This is a genomic window from Arachidicoccus rhizosphaerae (genome assembly GCF_900107765.1).
Taxonomy (GTDB): Bacteria; Bacteroidota; Bacteroidia; order Chitinophagales; family Chitinophagaceae; genus Arachidicoccus; species Arachidicoccus rhizosphaerae.
The window spans coordinates 1-18,991 of record NZ_FNQY01000019.1 but is presented as its reverse complement, the minus strand read 5'-3'; the positions used below and the strand labels follow the sequence as shown (position 1 = coordinate 18,991).

15 protein-coding genes are annotated in these 18,991 nt (G+C 38.9%); 2 read left to right on the top strand and 13 right to left on the bottom strand.

The annotated features are described in order from the left end of the window. Positions 1-18 precede the first annotated feature (18 nt). From ric to BLU80_RS14420, 10 genes are all read right to left on the bottom strand, one after another. Entirely contained in the window at positions 19-765 is a 747-nt protein-coding gene (ric, locus tag BLU80_RS14465) for an iron-sulfur cluster repair di-iron protein (RefSeq protein WP_091399868.1), read from the bottom strand. Then, on the bottom strand, positions 755-1,222 hold the full coding sequence (locus BLU80_RS14460) for a hypothetical protein (RefSeq protein ID WP_091399866.1): 468 nt from the start codon (positions 1,220-1,222) through the stop codon (positions 755-757). Before BLU80_RS14460 ends, ric begins: the two co-directional genes overlap by 11 nt. A 95-nt stretch (positions 1,223-1,317) precedes the next feature. Then, positions 1,318-1,713, bottom strand: a complete 396-nt coding sequence (locus BLU80_RS14455; RefSeq protein WP_091399864.1) for a group III truncated hemoglobin — start codon at positions 1,711-1,713, stop codon at positions 1,318-1,320. A gap of 4 nt (positions 1,714-1,717) precedes the next feature. Beyond that, positions 1,718-2,158 carry a cytochrome C gene (locus tag BLU80_RS14450; protein ID WP_244518943.1) on the bottom strand — a complete coding sequence of 147 codons (441 nt, stop codon included), beginning with the start codon at positions 2,156-2,158 and terminating at the stop codon, positions 1,718-1,720. 1 nt (position 2,159) lies between these two features. Continuing rightward, a complete protein-coding gene (locus BLU80_RS14445) occupies positions 2,160-2,462 on the bottom strand; it encodes a hypothetical protein (protein WP_244518941.1) in 303 nt (100 codons plus the stop codon). Between the two features lie 89 nt (positions 2,463-2,551). Then, positions 2,552-2,875: a phosphoribosylpyrophosphate synthetase gene (locus BLU80_RS14440; RefSeq protein ID WP_091399862.1), complete on the bottom strand. Its 324-nt coding sequence runs from the start codon at positions 2,873-2,875 to the stop codon at positions 2,552-2,554. A 198-nt stretch (positions 2,876-3,073) separates the two neighbouring features. Continuing rightward, positions 3,074-4,084: a cytochrome c gene (locus tag BLU80_RS14435; RefSeq protein ID WP_091399860.1), complete on the bottom strand. Its 1,011-nt coding sequence runs from the start codon at positions 4,082-4,084 to the stop codon at positions 3,074-3,076. Positions 4,085-4,104: 20 nt separating this feature from the next. Continuing rightward, positions 4,105-6,258 (bottom strand): cbb3-type cytochrome c oxidase subunit I, encoded by a 2,154-nt coding sequence (locus BLU80_RS14430; protein WP_244518939.1) that lies wholly within the window; start codon positions 6,256-6,258, stop codon positions 4,105-4,107. Positions 6,259-6,376: 118 nt separating this feature from the next. Beyond that, positions 6,377-6,814, bottom strand: a complete 438-nt coding sequence (locus BLU80_RS14425) for an RrF2 family transcriptional regulator (RefSeq protein ID WP_317042145.1) — start codon at positions 6,812-6,814, stop codon at positions 6,377-6,379. A gap of 262 nt (positions 6,815-7,076) precedes the next feature. After that, positions 7,077-10,280, bottom strand: a complete 3,204-nt coding sequence (locus tag BLU80_RS14420) for a TonB-dependent receptor (RefSeq protein WP_091399859.1) — start codon at positions 10,278-10,280, stop codon at positions 7,077-7,079. 264 nt (positions 10,281-10,544) lie between these two features. Between BLU80_RS14420 and BLU80_RS14415 the strand changes: the two genes are divergently transcribed. After that, entirely contained in the window at positions 10,545-11,174 is a 630-nt protein-coding gene (locus BLU80_RS14415; RefSeq protein WP_091399857.1) for a peroxiredoxin, read from the top strand. A gap of 709 nt (positions 11,175-11,883) precedes the next feature. Further along, positions 11,884-12,852, top strand: a complete 969-nt coding sequence (locus BLU80_RS14410) for a mechanosensitive ion channel family protein (protein WP_211481863.1) — start codon at positions 11,884-11,886, stop codon at positions 12,850-12,852. Between the two features lie 108 nt (positions 12,853-12,960). Here BLU80_RS14410 and BLU80_RS14405 read toward each other — a convergent pair whose 3' ends face one another. The 3 genes from BLU80_RS14405 to BLU80_RS14395 all read right to left on the bottom strand — a co-directional run bounded on the left by BLU80_RS14405 (position 12,961) and on the right by BLU80_RS14395 (position 18,613). Continuing rightward, positions 12,961-14,274: a M28 family metallopeptidase gene (locus BLU80_RS14405; RefSeq protein ID WP_091399853.1), complete on the bottom strand. Its 1,314-nt coding sequence runs from the start codon at positions 14,272-14,274 to the stop codon at positions 12,961-12,963. A 135-nt stretch (positions 14,275-14,409) separates the two neighbouring features. Next, a complete protein-coding gene (locus BLU80_RS19900; RefSeq protein ID WP_091399851.1) occupies positions 14,410-17,523 on the bottom strand; it encodes a vitamin B12 dependent-methionine synthase activation domain-containing protein in 3,114 nt (1,037 codons plus the stop codon). A 70-nt stretch (positions 17,524-17,593) separates the two neighbouring features. Continuing rightward, a complete protein-coding gene (locus BLU80_RS14395; RefSeq protein WP_170831250.1) occupies positions 17,594-18,613 on the bottom strand; it encodes a homocysteine S-methyltransferase family protein in 1,020 nt (339 codons plus the stop codon). Positions 18,614-18,991 lie beyond the last annotated feature (378 nt).

The window sequence follows — 18,991 nt, the reverse complement described above, 5'->3', positions numbered from 1 at the left end:
AGCTCAGGCAGTAGAATATTAAGCTAAAACACTGGGTTCAAGTTCAATAGATTTTGGGAACAGTATATTATTTTCTATATGAATATGTTGGTGTAAATCCTGTTCGAACTCCTGTAAAAGCCTAAATGTTAATCTATAGGTATTGCAGGCGTCATCAGGAGCATTAAAATCATTGCAGAGTTGACGAATCTTAGCGGAACGCTCGCCTTCTGCTTCATGGTCTGCCAGCATAGCATTCACAGGATTGGCAATGCTGCCAAATGGCGGCGGCGCAATTCTGGTTCCGTTTATAGAAGCGACAGTGATTTTCCGAATAAAAGGAAAGAGCATCAGCTCTTCTTTTTTCATGTGCATGGCCAGTTCACCGGCTGTTTCCAAAAAGATGTCCCTGATCTGAGAGAGTTCTGGGTGACGACCTCCATGTACCTGTACGATTTTATTAAGATATCCCTCAATGAGCGGTGTTTGCCTGGTAACATACCGGTGATGCGTCTTTTCCACGTAATCTGCCATTAGATCCAGTGGCCAGTCTTTTAAACCGGCAGGAACACCGGCCGTGGCATCGGTAATACCGGTCTTTCCATCTATTACCTGCTGCAGTTCTCTGGCAACATGATCCGTGTCCAGATTTTTGCCCAGACAGGCCTCTGCTAAACTGCGTGTTCCGTGACAGCAAAAATCTAATTGGTATTTTTCTAATACTTCAGCTGTCTGGTAGTTTTCTGCTACAATATCACCCAATATGGTTTCTTTACTAATTTGCATGATTGATTTTTTGATGTTTTTTGACTAAATAGGTACCTAGTAAAATCAGCAGGATGAGTTTCAATACTTCCATGCTCACATAAATAATATGCACGGACGGGCTATTATCCGCCCCACCTGCAATAATCTGATCGGCTATTTTATCAAGAGCCGGTAAGCCCCAAAAAGTTTCCAGGGCAGTCATCAAAGCTGCCCCTATAAAAATAAGATTGCGATAACTGGTTAATTTTTGTGGGACAAAGAAAAAATTAGCTGCAGTAATTATAATTAACACCCACTCTACTTTATTCAAGGCGCCAAATACCAATTTCCCTATGCCAAGGCCAATAGTAATTGTCACACCCGGCGCCCGGAACTTCAACCAGGCTTCCATAAAGCTAATGGCCATCAAAAAGCCAATCCATAAAAAAACTGCGGGTAATGCGTAGGGATAGCGCTGTTCAGCCTGTGAATTCATTTTTAATATATTTATCAATTAAGACAATAACCAACTGGTTATTAGTGAATTTAAGATTCTTGGAGTAGAAGACCTTTTTATCTTTTCTTGTAATTTTAAAAAAGAGGTTTTGCCTGGTTGTTTTTATAATATTGAATCTTAAAATTGAACATTTCAGCCATTTTTCCTGCACGCCAACGCGCTTCTGCAGCAATTTCTCCCGTAAAATGCTCATCCACTGTCTGATTGAACAGTTCCAACCATTTTTCAAAATGCGTCCATTCTACCGGTAAGGTTGCATGGGGCGGAAAAGGGCTGCCAAAATAAGTATGATCCTCTAATAGTACTGTTTGCCAAAAACGGTACATTTTTTCCAGATGCTCCGGCCAACGGTCCTGTATCACCGCATCGAAGATGGGGCCAATTAAAGGATCCTTGCGCACCTTTCCATAAAAATTATCTACTAAGGTTTTACAATCCTCCAGGGTAAGTATGTCTTTTAATTTTTCCATAATGTTATTGTGGCCTCAAATGTAGGTAAGAAATTAAATAATACATGGCCCAGCCAAAAAATCCGATAATAATAATCCAGACCCAGGACGGGATACTTCTGGGAGACTCGCTACCCACTATATTAAAATTTTGTGCATTTCCCTTTCCGTAAGCATTGATCATCAGCGGTAAAACTCCATCGACGACCGCATTTTCCTTAATGCCTTCAATGGCAATGGCCGGGCCGTTTTGTACCTCAAAGGGGATCATCCTAACCCCTTCTTTACCGTCGGGGTCGCGGCTTACAATCTTTAAGGTATGTTTACCATCCACTAATTTAGTGGTATCCAGCTCGAAATTTACGGGAGATATAAAATCTGCAATGGGTTTAGGCTCATCGTCAATGAAGATGAGAATACTGCTTCTTGCCTCTAAGGCTACTGTTTTGTTTAACACCATTTCCATATTACTCTTCGTTTAAAATGAATCTTTTTATATGGCCCCCATTTTTTTCCCCCGGACGTACCAGCCATTTAACGGAATAATAAAGGGTGGCCATGGTAATTACAACCATTATCCAGATAATCACATAATCGAACCGGCTTTGTGGACCGGCTCCATGGGTAATGCCTCTAAGAATCCTGGGTTGTTGCTTTTCGCAGATGCTGCAAGCGAATGCCAGACTACCCATGTTAATACTGCTGCCCCAAAGCAGCAGTATTAACACAACCTTACTCATTGGCCTAAAGGAAAATTTTTGCTTATTCATCTCAATTTATTTTACGGAATATCATAAATATTAATTATATATAATATTAAAAGCGAGATGGAAGTCGATGTTAAAAATAGTAGGTGGCGTTAAACACTCCCACGTTGTCTGTGGTCCGGAACACTAAGCTTTTTCATGATCAGAGAACTTTCTCTGTCCGCATATAAGCCATAACCGTTCACTAATACTCCTTTAACATCACCATCTACAGAGGCGATGGCATAGACGATCATCTCATCACCAGGATCTGTCATGCCTTCAAAACGATACAACTCATCAATCTCAAATTCTGTCGGCGATAAAGAAATGGTTTCGCCACAAATCAGGCAATCTTCGCCCAAATTAAAATCATGCGTATATCCTCTTTGATTCAAGTCATTTACCGCTTCGGTAACTGTTTCATAATTTTTCATTGCACAACATTTTAAGGTTTTTAAAATCCAGTTTATTTTAGTGAATTCGGCCTCGGCGTTGTTTTGTAAAATATCCGGCTCTTAATGAGTATTCTCGGCTTCGGCTTATAGCATAATCAATGGTGATTCTCCACTAATTTAAAACTTATTTTTAAGTAAGGTTGTTAAAAAATGTTGTTTTTTAAGCGGTTATAAATATTATTGCCCCGCAGATAACTTGGCCGCATCCATAAAACGTTTAACATCATCGACTTTGACTTCCGGAGCACTATTACCCCAGCTGCTTCGTTCATGGTTAATTATGGCTGTAACCTCCTCTGGACTCAAATTGGCGGTCGTGCCTACATTGGGCATGGGCCCAAACCCTTCTTTTTCTCTACCGGTATAGCCGTTCATAATAATACCAACATATAATTCCAGATTGTCACCGGTGACCACACTGCTGCCTTTGAGTGGCGGAAATGCACCGGGCAACCCTTCACCGCTCGCCTGGTGACAACTCTGGCAATTAGCGGTGTATAAAGCGGCGCCATCGACTTTAGCGCCGCCACCTGCTGCGTCAGTTTTGGCTGCGGCTTGTTTATATAAGAAATCCGGTGCTGTTGTTCCGTCTGGCAAATCCGTTTGCTTTAAAGACTGTAGATAGGCCAGTAAGTACATTGCTTTTTTGGTGGCTACATATTTTCCGGTTTTACCCTCCATAAATTCAGCAGGTACATTTACTACAATATCTGTTTTAGCTGGTTGTTCCTTATATATGAACAACCAGGGGTATGCGGGCATTACGGACTCTTTTACAACAGCTCTTGGGTTGAATAAATGGACCAGGTTCCAGTCCTTACTAGGCTGCCGGTTGCCGATATTGGTTAAATCCGGCCCCGTCCGTTCAGATCCCATAAGTGTAGCTGTATTATGCCATACGTCCGGTCTTTTATCCAAGGCATAATCAGCAGCCACGCTGGGACGCTTACCCCATACTTTATCCATATCCAGATTCCTAACCTGTTGAGTATGACAGGCAATACAACCATTGGCAACATAAATAGCCTTTCCTTTTTGTGCATCGGGGCTCAACTTTACAGCACCGGGCAAAGGCTGGTTGATTTTATCAGTTTGAACTGCCGGAATAATGGCTACCAAAGTGGTTAATCCGATAAAAAAGGCGGCGGCAGTGGTAAATAACTTCTTATGATTATCAAAAAGTTCCATGACGGTTTTATTTCTGCTGTTTATAATGATTGATTCAGTGAAGGGTTTAGTTTTTTAATAGCCGCGCTGGCGACATTGACTTCTTTTCTTTTAACCACCATGCGGTAAAAATTATAAGCAAAGAATAGATGAGAAAGCCACATCAGAGAGCCTCCTACGGCGCGCCATACCCAATAAGGCGCCATTAATACAACTCCGTCAATAAAAGGTTTACCCTGCATCCAAAGTATTCCTTTTAAAGTACTTCCATACATCAGAGGAACGGTATAGAACATTAGTCCGATTAATGCCAGCCAGAAATGGGCTCCGACCAGAATTTGTGGCGGCTCCTTTCCTGTCAGCCTAGGCACCAGCGCATAGATTCCGGCCCACATAAAGAAACAAATTATACCATACATAGTCAGATGTGAATGGGCGACCGTAAAATCTGTAAAGTGCCAATAGAGGTTTGTAGTCCTGAAGGCCTCTGCAGTCCCCTGCATGGAGCCGGTAAAATAAAAGATAATACCCACGATAAAAAACGGTAAGGTATAGCTACCAGAGACTTTATGCCAACCTCCTTTAAATGTCATTAAAAAGTTAGTCGTTCCTGCGATTACGGGAATGGCCATGCCCATACTTCCTACAATGGCTACGGTCTGTAACCACCAGGGAATCGGACTGAAGATAAAATGGTGAGTACCAATCAGGGTATAAAACAGAATTTGCGTCCAGAAAGCCAGGATACCCAGACTATAGGAATAGATTGGCTTATTGAGTTGCTGCGGCAAGAAATAATACACCACACCCAAGGTAAAAAGCATAAACCACATCCCCACTCCCTGATGCATATAATATCCCTGAGCAATGGTCTCACCGAGCCCATTTTGCCACCAGGGCAAATAAGCGACCAGCGCAATTACAATTGTAAAAATGATAGCTGCAATAATATACCAGTTGGCAATATATATTTCTGTGGTTTTGCGTCTTGCAACAGTATTTAAAAAATTAATCAGTGAAAGTACAAGAGCAATGGCAAAGGGCAGCATCACTGGCCAGATATACTCCCTGTATTCACCACCGGCATTATTAATGCCTGCCATCAGACAAAGGGAGCCCAGAATTACAGTCAGATTGATCAATATCAGGGAACACCAACCCATTTTATAGCTGGCTAATCTGGTATTACCGACTCTTGGAACAACATAGTTTGCCAGCCCCAACATGGCCAGAGAAGCCCAGCCCCAGAATACGGCATTGGTATGAACGGGTCTTAGTCTGCCAAAACTAAGCCATGCCAGAGAGTCTGCATCTGGCGCTACGAATTTAATTCCCAAATACTCTCCCACCGTTGTTCCAAATAGTAGCCAAAAGGTAGCACACCCAAGGTACCAGAGAACCATTTTGGATAGTTTGGGGTCAACCTTTGGCCGCTTTACCGCCTTTTTCTTGGGTTCCACTACTGGCAAACCTGCATTTGATTTTATATTGATCAGCCCCCTGTTATCTTCTGGTGATAAATTACCGGAGAGTTCCCTTTTGCTTAACTGAAAGTCCAATGCCGCTCTTCTTTTTTCCAAAGAAGCAATTAACTCAGGATCTTCAGTATCTTCCAGTATTTCTGCCAGGCGGTCAGCTTCCTTTAATCGCCTTCTGTTCGTTAATTGTCTTAAAACATTTGAAGTTTTAAGTACCATTAATACTAATCCCACCAAAACGGGTATCAGAATTAAGACAATGGTAATTATGACTCCTGTTTCCCCTAATAAATCGTTTGCTGTTTTAGCAGGTTCAGGATCTTGCGCCAAAAGAGCACTTGCCGGTAACAGCATAATCAGTGTGGCAATAATGCCGACCGGTTTTCCTGAGCTTTTGCGTGAGCTGGATTTGAATTTTAAAAACGCATCTATTTGTTCGCTATCCATATTTTTTATATAAGTGTCCAATTTATCTTCTTGTACAGGAGCATCATAATTTTTAGTCTCCTGATTGATTCGTCCTTGCCTTGATTTAAGCCAAACAGCCAGAGATACTATGCCTATGGTTGCCAATGCGATAAACAAAATGAAGCCTAACTGAGGATGAGTTTTAGCAAAAACGCCGGCTTGTTCCTGCCCAAAGACGGGCACAGTAGTACTGAGTAAGCTGACAAAGAACATAACCATAAATAGGAATTTGAAGCGTTTAATTTTCATGAGATGGTCAGTTTAAATAATAGATATTAATACCTTTTTATCTTGTATTATTCTAAAAAAATAGAACGAAATTCAGACTAATTTTTCAGACTCTAGTCTTTATAGGATTACCAATTTTTTATTTTAATTTCAGAAAGGTTTCATTGAGATCAACTTGTTCACTGATTTGTCCGATTTTAGAATTTCTGAACAATTCAATTATTTCCTTTCTGGTATGTTTGTATTGATTATGAAGCGGACAAGGCTTATTTTCGGAGCATTGCTTTAAGCCCAGTACACATTTGGTAAAAAGACTATCTCCATCTATTAATAAAACGATATCGGAAATAGTTGTTTTCATGTTCTTTTTGTCCATATAAAAGCCCCCATTAGGGCCTTTTACGGAATTTATAAATCCTTTTTTGCTTAAGTTCTGTAGAATTTTTGCGATAAAATGTTCCGGAGAATCAATGCCTTTAGCGATCTCCTTAATGGCAACTTTCTTGTCTTCCCCAGACTGTTGCGCTATATAAATACAGGCTCTAATTGCGTATTCGCAGGTTTTTGAAAACAACATATCTTTATTTACAGGGCAAAGGTAAAGTGAAAAACCTTAATAAAAGAGTTTTTTATCCTTTATTTTTCACTTTTTTAATAAAAGCCATTATACTCTCCTAACCTATTGGTTATTAAGCCTTATAAAAACATCAATTATCTTATCCATATAAATATCTAGGGATTAATATCTAATCTAAAATATTGAATTAAAGGTTTGAGTCAATAAAAAAGGACGATGAAATTATCCACCGTCCTTTTTATCTTACTAAATTATGAAAAAACTAGAATGTATATCTTAACCCGATTTGCATACTCCAACGGGATAAGTAATCAGAATAAGCCCATGGCTTATTAGTATACTGATTTAAACCGTAGGCAGAGTTAAAGGTATACACTGGTTTGATTACTTTAGGGTCACTAGTCGTCTGGAAACCTTTAAGAGTCAATGGAGTCAACTCTTGGTTCCCAGAATAATAAGCTTTACCCCAATTTTTACTAATCAGATTACCAATATTGAAAATATCAACGGATAAGGTAATTTTATGAGTAGCCGCTATTTGGAAATCTTCTGCAAATTTGAAATCCACATGATTTTCCCAAGGAAGGCGAGTGCCATTTCTTTTTAAATTCTTGCCTTTATTGGCGCTTAAATAATCGTTAGATGCTAAATATTTATTCCAATCTTCTAATTGTTGTTCTGGGGTAACGGTAGCGCCATTTTTTGTAAAGGCAGCAAAGTCATCTGCACTTGTAGGAATATACATCAAATCAGCACCGCCAGAAGTACTAATTGAAGTAGACTTAGAACCATCATCACCATTTAAGTCTCCATATACAACATAAGAGAGTGTCTGACCAGACTGTCCATTATAAAACAAGCCCAGGTTGGTCGAAAACTTTCCATAGTTAAATTGCTTACCAATCATTAAGGAAACTCTTGAACCTTGGTCCGTATTGTTACGTGCTACATCCAGATTATTTAAGCCATTAATATTATAGGCAAAACGGTAGTTAGATAACGCTGTGGAAGAAGTGCCATCACTAAGCCCATAAGAATGTCCAAGAGAGTAGGAAATGCTTCCCATCCAACCTCTGGAATACTCCTTTTTCAATCTTACGTATACATTGTAAGCGTGTCCCTGATTAGTGTTTGTCAGATAAAGAACATTCGTAAATCTAGAATCACGAAGCGAATAGCCATAGAATGGTCTGGTCACGCCGTTGCCTAAATCCAGGGTTGTATCAGCTGCCTTAAGATTTAAATCCTGATACATGATGTCTTTAATAATTTTGGTGTATACACCTTCAACAGTTAAAACAAGTCCCCAACCCAATTTCTGATCTAATGCCAGATTAGCTCTTAATGTTCTTGGCGCGACAAAATTACGATCAGTCAGGTCAATTTCTGTTGCTGTGGCTGCTGGAGTTCCTCTGTAAGGATTGCTAGGATCAAAGGTAATACCATTTGCAGCTACATCAGATGCTGTTGCTTTATATTTAATAGTGGCTTTACCAGTATTAGAATACTGATTAGATACCCAAACCATTGGTACACGACCTGTAAATAAGCCCACACCTCCTCTAATTTGAGTTTTTGCATCATTAAACACATCCCAGTTAAATCCAAGACGGGGAGAAAGCAGAATTTTAGATTTTGGTGGTTGATTATTTTGAACATTAAACTCCTTTGCTATGTCAGAAGAATTAAAATCATCATTAGCAACTGGATCGTTGAAGAAAACCGGTAAATCTGCTCTTAAACCATAGGTAAGTTTAAAGTTATTTTTAATGCTCCAGGCATCCTGAGCATATAAGCCAAATTGCCCCATTTTTACACTCGCAGGTGCATAAGGATCATTTGAATTGGTAGAATATGTTGTCTGGTACTGGTTTAAATTGGTATTATTATAAAAGTCATCAAGGCTTTTATATGTATAGTCTCCAAATAACCCTTGCAAAAATATATTCTTCGTTGTATAAAACTCATTATCTGTTCCTAAGGTAATGGTGTGATTTCCTTTGTAAATATTCAGGTTATCCGTAAGGGTGGCGATGTGCTGATCCAGACTGTTTGCCTGAGAACTGTAATCATTACCAAATTTATAGGTCGCACCATTATCAGTAATTGAAACGCTTGGGAACGGACTTCCTACATCACGTTTATCATTTACTGACGTATAAGTTAAACGAAGCATATTAGAAAGGCCACTATTGAAGCTTGAGTTCAATTCCAGTACGGTAGAATTTGTTTTAGATCTGAAAGTATAACCATTGTTACCGAATGACATTGAATTTGATGCATCGGAGATGCTGTAATTATTACCATTAACATAATTATGTCGGATCATTAATTTGTTCTTATCATTAATGTTCCAATCTATTCTTGCAAAAACAGAATTAGACTTTCTGGTTTGATTGAGGCCTGTTATTGCGCCTGCATCATAATTATATTCCGATTTTAGATAATCAGACAAATCCTGTGCTGCTGCAATTTCATCGCTGCCGAGATTTGAAGAGCCGGACCCTGGCTGATTAGCTACTGGTTGAGAACGACTTAACCCTTCATAATTAATAAAATAGAATAACTTATCCTTAATAATGGCGCCACCGAGCCTTGCACCATATTGCCAATTTGAGAATTTCCCATACTTATCACGTGTATCAATACTTTTGCCAACTAATCCCTGGTTTTGGAAAAAGCCATACGCAGAACCATGAAGTTCGTTCGTTCCACTTCTGGTTACCGCATTCATACCCCCTCCTGTAAAACCTCCCTGGGTTACATCATATGGGGCTAATATCACTTGTAACTGATCAATCGCATCAAATGGAATGGGGTTAATTCCGGCTTGACCACCATTTGTGCCGTTACTGGAAAGACCAAATACGTCCGTTGCATTTGCACCATCAATTGTAAATTGATTATATCTAGTGCTTTGTCCTCCAAAACTTATTCCCATTGGACTACCATCAGAACTACTAGTACGAACCTGTGCAATTGGACTTAACCGTGCAAAGTCATTGATATTTCTGGAGATGGTTGGCAGCATCGACATTTCTTGTCTACCAACAGAAACACTTGTCCCTGTTAAGTTTTTACTAATCAATGAATTACGTTGTGCCAGTACACTGACGTCTGCTAAGTTGGTGGAACTATCAATTAAGACAGGTGTCAGTTTTGTGGGATCACCTAAATCCAAATTGATATTATCATACTTTAAATCCTGAAAACCTACATAGCTAATTGTAATAGTATAAGGCCCGCCAACACGCATATTTGGAATGGTGAAATTACCTCCGCTTCTGGATAATGTTGAATAGACTGTCCCTGAAGGAGTATGAATGGCCTTGATGGTTGCACCCTCAAGTGGGGCACCTGACTCATTGCTCACCGTTCCTATAATCGAACTGGTCGTAACCTGAGCCATGGCAAAAACAGGTAATAACATGATTACCAAAAGTTTTAATGCTTTTCTCAATAACATAATTTTAGAATTTTAATGCAAAAGAAATAAATTCTTCTTCGAATAGATCGCCCTTCTTAATAGTTAATTATAAATTAATACTGCAAAGAACGTGTTAAGTTTTGAGATATTCAACAAATGGTTATTAAATGATATATACAAGTTAGTCACATTTTGCTTTTACATATTAATTTAAAAAATATTTATTAATAGTCTTGTTTTTTAGTAGAGTAATAATATATTTGCATCATTAAACGCTTTTATCATTTTTTAAATATTAAAACTATGTCCATAAAATTAGGCGATACCGCTCCTAACTTTCAGGCTAAGACTTCTATAGGTGATATAGATTTCTATGAGTTCCTTGGCGACAGCTGGGGAGTTTTGTTTTCTCATCCTGCAGACTATACTCCTGTTTGTACAACAGAATTAGGAGCTACCGCTGCTTTCCAAGGTGAGTTTGAAAAGCGTAATGTAAAAGTGCTTGCACTTAGCGTGGATGGTGTCGAAAGCCACAAAGGCTGGATCAAAGATATTAATGAGACCCAGAATGTTGATGTTCAATACCCAATCATTGCAGATGAAGACCGTCAGGTTTCTAATCTTTATGATTTTATTCACCCTAATGCAATTGCAACTGCTACGGTACGTTCTTTGCTGGTGATTGGTCCAGATAAAAAAGTAAAATTAATCATCACCTACCCTGCCAGTACAGGTAGAAACTTCCATGAAATCCTGCGTGTAATTGACTCCCTGCAGTTAACTGAAAATCAAGGGTTCTCTACACCGGCAAACTGGAAGCAAGGTGAAGATGTAGTTATCTCTCCAAAGATTTCTACTGAAGAAGCAAAACAAAAATTCCCTAAAGGAGTTAGAGAGTTAAAACCTTATTTACGTTTTACTCCGGCTCCCTAATGGAAAATTCGTGTAATTTTCATTAAATTACACCCATAAATTTTTCTTAGTTAGTTATTACATTGTACTTGCGGCCCCAATTTCTATTGGGGCTTTTGTTTTGCCCGTATAAAAGGGAGAAAACATATGATTCTTTGCTAATTCTTAGTTTAAAAATCTTAATAAATTTTTATTAGACGCTAACTTATTTGGGTTGTACTTCCTTATTGCTTATGTTTGCCACCATCAGGTTATTTCAAAGTAACCTTGTATTAGGGTCAATACCCTATGTTTCTAATAAACAGAAGTACAAAACTATTTTTCTGTTTATGATTCTTCATTATTGCCGATGCGGCAATTGAAATAATTATGTATGCTATTTTCTAAAGAAGCCCTATTGGGTATTGTCAATGTTTCTGCAAATTCAATGTTCAAGACCATGGATGAATGGATCATTCAAAATTTTCATTTAACCGGTGATCATATCAATTACATTAAAATTCCTCTTTTATTAATTAGTGTAATCTTATTTTCCTGTCTAATATGGTGGATTGCCAGAAAACTATGTCTGTTGGTTGTTCATAAAATCGTCAAAAAGACTAAAACGAAATGGGATGATTATCTGATCAAAAGAAAGGTATTTTTGAAAATTTGTGCTTTACTGCCAATTTTTATAATTAAGGCAGCTGTACCAATCATTTTTTCATCTTTGCCAACAATCTGCCATTACATGCTTGGATTGATGGATGTACTTATTATTGGTATCTTTGCCATTGTTATAGTCGCCGTATTAAATACTCTAGCTGCTGCATTGTCTGAAATGCCAACTTTAAAGGAAAAGCCCATCTTTAGCTATATTCAGGTTATAAATATTTTTGTTTACCTTATTGCAGGCATTCTGATTTTATCTGTTTTATTGGGCAAAAGCCCTCTCTATTTTTTAGGTGCTATGGGCGCCATGACAGCAGTATTAATGCTTATCTTTAAAGATACCATTTTGGGCTTTGTAGCCAGTATCCAGATTTCAGCCTATGATATGATCCGGGTTGGAGATTGGATTGAAATGCCTGATTATAACACGGACGGGGATGTAATCTCCATTAATTTAAATACAGTAAAAGTAAAAAACTGGGATAAAACCATTTCCTCTGTTCCTACAGCTGGCTTTCTAACCTCTTCATTTAAAAATTGGCGTGGGATGACCGATACAGGCGGCAGACGAATCAAACGCCCGATTTATTTAAAGATGAGCAGTTTTAAATTTTGCGACGAAGACATGATTGAAAAATTTAAAGGGTATCATCTATTGCATGATTATATCATTACAAAAGAAAATGAAATTAAACAATTCAATCAGCAGCTGGGTGCAGATGCGAAAATAAGTGCAAATACAAGGAGGCTGACCAATATAGGTCTTTACCGAATTTATGCAAAAAACTACCTGGATGCTAATCCGAGACTTAATCATAGTCTCACAACTATTGTTCGTCAACTGGATCCGACGCCAGAAGGATTACCTCTGCAGTTATGGTGTTTTACAGCAGATGTCAGATGGGCCCCTTACGAGGATACCATGAGCGATATATTTGATCATTTACTGACCATAGCCCCCGAATTCGGGCTTGAAGTTTTTGAGTCTCCTACCGGTAAGGATATGATAAGTGCATTGGAACAAGTTAAGTTCTCAACAAATAATTAGCCATCTTGGTGTCCCTAAAAAACCCCTTCATTTTTATAGTTGATAGTTTTCAGCTATAAAATGAACGGGTTTTTTACTGCCTACAATTATGGATATAGTAAAATTATTTTAATCTAGCTCCGCAGTGTTGACTCTTGAAGGAGTATCCTCTCCTTGTACGATACTACGTGCACTCAAAGCAATGCACCGGATAATTCGGTTCATATTTGGTAAATCCAGCGTACTTATTTCATCGGATACTTTATGGTAATTGGGTTCTGCATCCATTTTGGAGGTGGATATAGTATGAGCAGGGACTCCTAACCTGGCTAAGGTTGCATTGTCTGAACGGTAAAACAAATGCTGATCTGTATAAGGATCCGGATAAAAGGTAAATCCGGTACCTTTTAAATTCTTTTGCAGAATTTCCCCCATATTTGTTTTTTCATACCCAGTTATATATGCGGAATTCTCCCCCCATTTACTTTGAGTTCCTATCATCTCAATATTAAACATAGCCATTACCTTTTGTGGATCGAATTGTTTGGAAAAATAAGTAGATCCAAATCCACCTTCCTCCTCACCCGTAAATGCAGCAAAGACCAGCGTCCTGGCATTGCCCCCTAACTTGGTATAATATTTTGCCAGCTGCATGACTGCTGTAGTGCCTGAAGCATCATCATTAGCGCCATTATAAATACTATCTTCTGGGTTCTGCGGGTCAATACCTAAATGATCATAATGCCCGGAGAAAATAACAATTTCATCGGGTTTTGTTTTCCCCGGCAATATTCCAACGATATTGGCTAAATGGGTAATTTGCAATTGATTTTCCGCCTGAACATCAAAAGATTCAACAGGTTCATCCAGGCATATTATGATGGTATTATAAGGAGAAGAAATTTGGTTGCTTTGAAGTCTTGATGCCAATTTTAGCAAGCGCTGAAATCGGCTAGGCAGTACGACCAAGGCATTATTTTTTGGATTGCGACGAGACATCAGCATTTTATAAATCTCTTGCTGATCCTTTGGAGTCAAAATTTCATATCCTTTTTTATCGCTTGCTGCAATCTTTGCCTGAGTTGAAATAATGGCTGATAAACTATCTGGCAATGTAATGCTGTTCACCTCAATTGACTTCTGAGTGATTTGACTATTCACCAAGGTGAAATTTTGGTAATAACCGCTGTCTTTGGATAGGGGTTTTAACCCGGCCTTTTTAAATTCATTCGCGATAACAGCTGCCGCCTTTTGGATACCGGGAGTTCCAATTTTACGTCCTCCCATATCATCTGCTGACAAGGTTGATAGCAAACTGGTCGTAGTAGATGCTGTTATGGTCTTGTCTAAAAGCTTTTGAGTATTTGCCTTTTGAGCACAGGCAGGCATAATAGCTAAGGTCACTATAGCCCCGGCCGCTATTTGCATTATTTTTTTATACATGATTATCAATACTTTAGATTTCAATTAACTGTATTCAATTCGTATAATCTCCACTACAATGATACTCTAAAAGTATAAATCCTGCAAATACTTTGTGTCAAATGGCGCTTATTGACTAATCTCCCCCCATTTCCTTTATTCCATTACAGGTCTCAGCCATTTTTCTGCATATTCTTCGCTCCAACCCTGCCTTTGCTTATAATCATCATACTGGTCTTGCATGATTTTACCAATTCCAAAATATTGGCTTTGCGGATGTGAGAAATACCAGCCGCAAACACTTGATGCCGGATGCATCGCCAATGATTCTGTTAATTCTATGCCTACATTTTCAGTGGCCTGTAATAAATCAAACAACTTGATTTTTTCCGTATGATCCGGACAGGCCGGATAACCTGGAGCTGGTCTGATGCCCGTATATTTTTCGTGAATAAGATCATCAGCACTAAACTGTTCTTCTTTATCATACCCCCAGAGTTCCGTTCTCGTTTTCTGGTGTAACATTTCTGCAAAAGCTTCTACCAACCTATCTGATAAAGCCTGAATCATGATTTTGTTATAATCATCATTGTCTTCAATAAATCTTTTTAAATGAGGGTCAATTCCATGGATGGTAACGGCAAAACTGCCTAAATAATCTTTACCATAACTTGCAGGACGTAAAAAGTCAGACAAAGAAATATTGGGTTGGCCTACGGCTTTTTTTACCTGTTGGCGAATAAACTGTAAAGTGGCCTTTTTATCACCCATGGCAACTTCTACCGTATCAGGCCCTGTTTTTACAGCTTCCATAAATCCAACCATTCCATCTGCATGTAGCCACCTTTCATTGATAATGGTATCCAGCATTGCATTTGCATCATTATATACTTTGGTGGCTTCCACCCCAACTATTTCATCGGTTAATATATCCGGGAAATTGCCATGTAGTTCCCAGCTGATAAAAAAAGGCTTCCAATCTATATAACTGCGAATCTCCCTTAAATCATAATTTTTAAAGAGCTTGGTTCCAATAAAGGACGGGATAGGAGGTGTATACCCCTCCCAGTTAATCTGTACTGGATTGCCCTGCGCTTCACTAAATGGAATATATTTTTTTACAGGTTTTTTATTCTCAAATTGGTGTTTGAGCTTTACATAATCTTCTTTTGTCACTTTTAAGAATTCGTCCCTTAAATCCGGGTTAAATAGTTGGCCCACAACGGTGACACATCTGGATGCGTCTAATGTATGAATAACACCATTATCATATTCGGGAGCAATTTTAACCGCTGTATGAATGCGTGAAGTAGTGGCTCCTCCTATCAAAAGAGGAATGGTCATCCCCCTTCTTTTCATTTCTTTGGCGACCCCTACCATCTCATCCAAAGATGGGGTGATCAGTCCACTTACTCCGACAATATCTACATTTTCCTTAATAGCAGTATCCAATAATTTCTCTGTAGGAACCATAACACCCAGATCCTGTACCTGATAACCATTACAGCCAAGTACTACACCCACTATGTTTTTACCAATATCATGAACATCACCCTTAACCGTTGCCATAAGAATTTTCTTTGCGCCAGACTTTTGGGCACCCTGCTCCGTCGCTTCCTTTAGTTTTGCAGCAAGTTGTTCAATCTGTTCAATTTTTTTTGTAATCACATGTTGTACCAAATCTGCATTTTCCAACAATTCATTCTCAGAAATAGCAAGTAAATGATATCCATATTGTTCCAACTGATCTTCTAATAAAGTCTCTTGAGCGATAGCAGCCTCTTCAGCCTCTTTCGTAGGTGGATTCGCCTCGACATCTGCTACTGGTAGTAATTTATTTTCTGCTGTTTTAATTACTATTGCCAGATGAGCTGATTTAGAAAGTGCGTCTACCGTTACCTGGTCTACTCCTATCGATTGATTTATTAAAAAATCCCCGGTGGCGACTTCCGATTTAGCCAGCATATCAGAAAGTTTTATTTGCTGGGCCACTACTGGCTTGGAAGCATCTTTACTCTCTGCTGGCTCCATAGGCAAAACGTGGTTAATCCTTTTTTCTTTTTCAATAAAAGGAAATAAATAGGCAACGCTTTTTTTCATAACACGTGCACTTTTTACTACCTGAGGCAGGAACATTTTACCAGACCCGAACAGATCTCCAACAATATCCATTCCCACCATTAACGGTCCTTCAATAACTTCTAGAGGTCGTGCATATTGTAATCTTGCTTCTTCCGTATCCTGGTCAATATAATCTGTTATCCCATTTACAAGCGCATGGCTTAAACGATCCTGTACAGAACCATTGCGCCAGGCATCGTCTTTTTTCACGACTTTCCCTTTCGCCTTAACTGTTTCTGCAAAAGTAATCAGCGCCTCAGTAGCACTATTGTCTTCATTATTCTGGTTTAAAATAACCTTTTCTGCCAGATCTCTGAGTTTGGGTTCTATCTGGTCATACACCACCAGCTGTCCAGCATTAACGATTCCCATATCCATGCCTACTTTAACGGCATAATATAAAAATACACTGTGCATGGCCTCCCTGACTGTTTCATTACCTCTAAAGGAAAAAGACAAATTACTGACTCCCCCGCTGATTTTAGCCAGGGGAAACTTTTGCTTCAAAGTTCTGGTTGCCTCAATAAAATCGACAGCATAATTATTATGTTCTTCTAATCCTGTCGCAATAGCAAAAATATTTAAATCGAAGATAATATCCTGTGGAGGGAACCCTACTTCTTCTGTAAGAATTTTATAGGCTTTGGAACTGATTTCAACTTTCCTCTCCATTGTATCCGCCTGCCCTTGCTCATCAAAGGCCATCACAACAACCGCGGCTCCGAAGTTTCTACATATTCTGGCTTCTTTAATAAATTTCTCCACTCCCTCTTTCATCGAAATGGAGTTGACAATACATTTACCTTGTACGCATTTTAAACCGGCCTCTATAATATCAAATTTAGAGGAGTCAATCATAATTGGAATCTTAGCAATTTCAGGTTCTGACTGTACCAGGTTTAAAAATGTGGTCATGGCCGTTTTGCTATCCAGCAAAGCATCGTCCATATTAATATCGATAACTTGAGCACCATTTTCAACCTGATCCCTTGCCACACTAAGCGCTTCTTCATAATTCCCTGACCTGATAAGCCGGGCAAATTTTTTGGAACCTGTCACATTGGTTCTTTCTCCAATATTGACAAAATTTGTTTCGGGACGTATTGACAAAGGTTCAAGGCCGCTTAACTGTAAATAAGGTTTTAGCATGATATTTTATGAAACTAAAAAGCGTAATGATAAAAATTGCATAGAAACAGGTTTTCCTGAACAAATAGCCTTATAAAGTAAGGGCTACTTCCGGACGCTTCCTGGGTTTAAGCTTTTTAACCGAATCGGCTATATGCTTTATATGATCCGGCGTCGTACCGCAACAACCTCCAACTATATTTACGAAGCCATTGGCAGCCCAATTCTCCAGAAAATGTGCTGTCTGATCAGGCGTCTCATCATACTCCCCCATTGCATTGGGTAGACCGGCATTTGGATAAGCTGAAGTATAACAGGATGCTATCGTACTAAGTTCTTGAATGTAAGGACGCATTTCAGAGGCTCCCAGAGCACAATTTAATCCAACACTTAAGGGATTGGCATGATTTACAGAAACATAAAATGCCTCCAGGGTCTGACCGCTTAAAGTTCTGCCACTGGCATCTGTAATCGTACCTGAAATCATAATAGGCAGTTCCGGTCGGCCATCCTTTTGAAAAAAGTTCTTAATGGCATAAATAGCCGCTTTGCAATTTAATGTATCGAAAATGGTTTCTATTAATAGCAAATCTACACCTCCATCGACCAGCCCTTTAATCTGTTCTTCATAAGCCTGGGCCACTTCATCAAAGCTGACGGCGCGGTATCCGGGATTATTGACATCCGGGGATAAGGACAGGGTCTTATTCAAGGGCCCTATTGCTCCGGCCACCCACACCATTGCTTTTTCTTTTCCTGCTGGAGTTTGCAGATACTTGTCGACAGCCTTACGGGCACATGCAGCAGAAGCCACATTCAACTCATAAGCAAGATTACTCATATCATAATCTGCCTGTGCAATACTTGTTGAGCTGAATGTATTGGTTTCTAATATATCCGCACCTGCTTCCAGATACTGCGTATGAATTTGTTCGATAATATCAGGACGGGTAATACTCAACAGGTCATTATTACCTTTTACATCCTGATGCCAATCCTTAAACCTTTCTGCTCTAAAATCTTCCTCATCGAGTTTATAGCGCTGAATCATGGTTCCCATGGCGCCATCAATAACAAGAATTCTTTTTTCTAATGCTTCTTGAATAATCATTATAACCTGTACATTTAAATTTTAAGGTCCATCAGCAATAAATACGTATTGCTGACAAGATGGGCAAAACGATTATTCGTTTACCTAATCTTCTGAAGAATAAAACGTTAGGGGTATATTAAAATAAGTGAAGTCGATATCCTCAACGTTTATTAGTTCTTTGAAAAGGCTGAACAATAAACAAATCTGCCCAAAATTTGAAAAAAGCGACAACTGCCACCTGTATTTTCAGTTTTGCAAAATTACAAAATACATTGGAATTTATAAAATGCAAAATCAATCATCAGTAATTCAGAGTGAATTATTTACTTTTTCCGGTTTAAGACAGGATTTTCGATATCAGGCATAGTTTGGCCACCTCAGTAGGCTGAGTCTTAA

What these genes read in the sequence shown, in the direction of transcription:
- ric (WP_091399868.1), bottom strand. Translation starts at nt 765, where the DNA reads ATGCAAATTAGTAAAGAAACCATATTGGGTGATATTGTAGCAGAAAAC.
- BLU80_RS14460 (WP_091399866.1), bottom strand. Translation starts at nt 1,222, where the DNA reads ATGAATTCACAGGCTGAACAGCGCTATCCCTACGCATTACCCGCAGTT.
- BLU80_RS14455 (WP_091399864.1), bottom strand. Translation starts at nt 1,713, where the DNA reads ATGGAAAAATTAAAAGACATACTTACCCTGGAGGATTGTAAAACCTTA.
- BLU80_RS14450 (WP_244518943.1), bottom strand. Translation starts at nt 2,158, where the DNA reads ATGGAAATGGTGTTAAACAAAACAGTAGCCTTAGAGGCAAGAAGCAGT.
- BLU80_RS14445 (WP_244518941.1), bottom strand. Translation starts at nt 2,462, where the DNA reads ATGAATAAGCAAAAATTTTCCTTTAGGCCAATGAGTAAGGTTGTGTTA.
- BLU80_RS14440 (WP_091399862.1), bottom strand. Translation starts at nt 2,875, where the DNA reads ATGAAAAATTATGAAACAGTTACCGAAGCGGTAAATGACTTGAATCAA.
- BLU80_RS14435 (WP_091399860.1), bottom strand. Translation starts at nt 4,084, where the DNA reads ATGGAACTTTTTGATAATCATAAGAAGTTATTTACCACTGCCGCCGCC.
- BLU80_RS14430 (WP_244518939.1), bottom strand. Translation starts at nt 6,258, where the DNA reads ATGAAAATTAAACGCTTCAAATTCCTATTTATGGTTATGTTCTTTGTC.
- BLU80_RS14425 (WP_317042145.1), bottom strand. Translation starts at nt 6,814, where the DNA reads ATGTTGTTTTCAAAAACCTGCGAATACGCAATTAGAGCCTGTATTTAT.
- BLU80_RS14420 (WP_091399859.1), bottom strand. Translation starts at nt 10,280, where the DNA reads ATGTTATTGAGAAAAGCATTAAAACTTTTGGTAATCATGTTATTACCT.
- BLU80_RS14415 (WP_091399857.1), top strand. Translation starts at nt 10,545, where the DNA reads ATGTCCATAAAATTAGGCGATACCGCTCCTAACTTTCAGGCTAAGACT.
- BLU80_RS14410 (WP_211481863.1), top strand. Translation starts at nt 11,884, where the DNA reads ATGCTTGGATTGATGGATGTACTTATTATTGGTATCTTTGCCATTGTT.
- BLU80_RS14405 (WP_091399853.1), bottom strand. Translation starts at nt 14,274, where the DNA reads ATGTATAAAAAAATAATGCAAATAGCGGCCGGGGCTATAGTGACCTTA.
- BLU80_RS19900 (WP_091399851.1), bottom strand. Translation starts at nt 17,523, where the DNA reads ATGCTAAAACCTTATTTACAGTTAAGCGGCCTTGAACCTTTGTCAATA.
- BLU80_RS14395 (WP_170831250.1), bottom strand. Translation starts at nt 18,613, where the DNA reads ATGATTATTCAAGAAGCATTAGAAAAAAGAATTCTTGTTATTGATGGC.